At 68.7% G+C, this 1,372-nt stretch carries 1 protein-coding gene; it reads right to left on the bottom strand.

The annotated features are described in order from the left end of the window. Nucleotides 1–118: 118 nt before the first annotated feature. Nucleotides 119–1,327, bottom strand: a complete 1,209-nt coding sequence (locus IF88_RS0139610; protein ID WP_030724432.1) for an IS701 family transposase — start codon at nt 1,325–1,327, stop codon at nt 119–121. Nucleotides 1,328–1,372 lie beyond the last annotated feature (45 nt).

The raw sequence follows: 1,372 nt of genomic DNA, 5'->3' as shown, positions 1-1,372 counted from the left end.
CTAGTAGGGCTTTGTTAGGTGGTGTCGTAGGGCTGCCAGGTGGGTTGTCGGCAGGTTGGGCAGGTGCCGGTCCAGGTGGCGAGTAGGTGTTGGAGGAGGTCCAGGGCCTGGTAGAGGGTCAGGCCCTGGCAGGGGCTTTTGGGGTCCTCCGCTGTTCGGTGAGGAAGAGGTGGGCTGCGGTGACGAGGGTGACGTGCCGGTGCCAGCCGGTGAAGGAGCGGCCCTCGAAGTGGTCCAGGCCCAGAGCTGTTTTCAGTTCGCGGTAGTCGTGCTCGATCCGCCAGCGGGTCTTCGCGAGGCGGACCAGGTCCTTGGCGGGAATGCCAGTGGGCAGGTTCGAGATCCAGTACTTCACCGGGTCTGCCTCGTCCTCGGGCCACTGCGCGACCAGCCAGACGAGGGGGATCGTTCCGTCCGCGGCGGGTTTGGGCCGACGGCCCGCGAGGCGGACTCGCAGGAGCACGAAGTGCGAGCTCATCGCCGCTTTCGATCCCTTGCGCCAGGTCAGCGTGCGTCCTGCCCGTCGGCCGGCGGCCAGCACGTGGTCACGTAAGGAGAGGGGCCGGGTGCGGTAACGGGGCAGCGGCCTGGGCCCCAGCCCGCCGTATGCGGGCTGGTGTGGTTCGGCCTCCTCGCCGTGGGCGGTCATCTCCGCTTTCACTTGCAGGACGTAGGCCAGTCCCCGGTCTTCGAGGCCGTGGCGGAAGTCCGCGTTCGCGCCGTAGCCGGTGTCCGCGACCAGTGCGGCGGGCCGCAGACCGATGCCGTCGAGTTCAACGAGCATGTCCAGCGCGAGCTGCCACTTGGGGCGGTGGTGCTCGGTATCGGGAATCTTGCAGGCCCGCCTGCGGGCCCCGGCTTCCGGGCTGTCCCAGCTCGCGGGCAGGAACAAGCGCCAGGACAGCGGGCAGGAGGCCGTGTCCGTGGCGGCATGGACGCTGACTCCGATCTGGCAGTTGCCGACCTTGCCCAGGGTGCCCGAGTACTGGCGGGCGACCCCGGGCGAGGCCGTGCCGTCCTTGGGGAAGCCGGTGTCGTCCACGACCCAGACCTCAGGACGGACCGCGGCCACGGCCCGCCATGCGAGCCGGGCTCTCACGTCCTCGACCGGCCAGGTCGAGGACGTCATGAACTGCTGCAACCGCTGGTGATCGATGCCAAGGCGTTCAGCCATCGGCTGCATCGACTTCCGCCGGCCGTCCAGCAACAGCCCCCGCACATAGAGCAAGCCCTTCTCACGCTGGTCCCGCCGCACCAGCGGCGCGAACACCTCGGAGACGAACTCCTCCAACCGGACCCGAACCGCAGCAAGCTCCCCAGCCCTCATACCAACCAGCGAACTACCAGAGGCCCAACGTGACAAGGCCAGCTA

This window comes from Streptomyces sp. NRRL F-2580, from assembly GCF_000720115.1.
In the GTDB taxonomy this organism is placed as follows: domain Bacteria; phylum Actinomycetota; class Actinomycetes; order Streptomycetales; family Streptomycetaceae; genus Streptomyces.
The sequence above is the reverse complement of the archived record's forward strand: the minus strand, read 5'-3'. Positions and strand labels throughout refer to the sequence as shown.

Coding starts and splice junctions, on each gene's coding strand:
- IF88_RS0139610 (WP_030724432.1), bottom strand. CDS start 1,327: ATGAGGGCTGGGGAGCTTGCTGCGGTTCGGGTCCGGTTGGAGGAGTTC.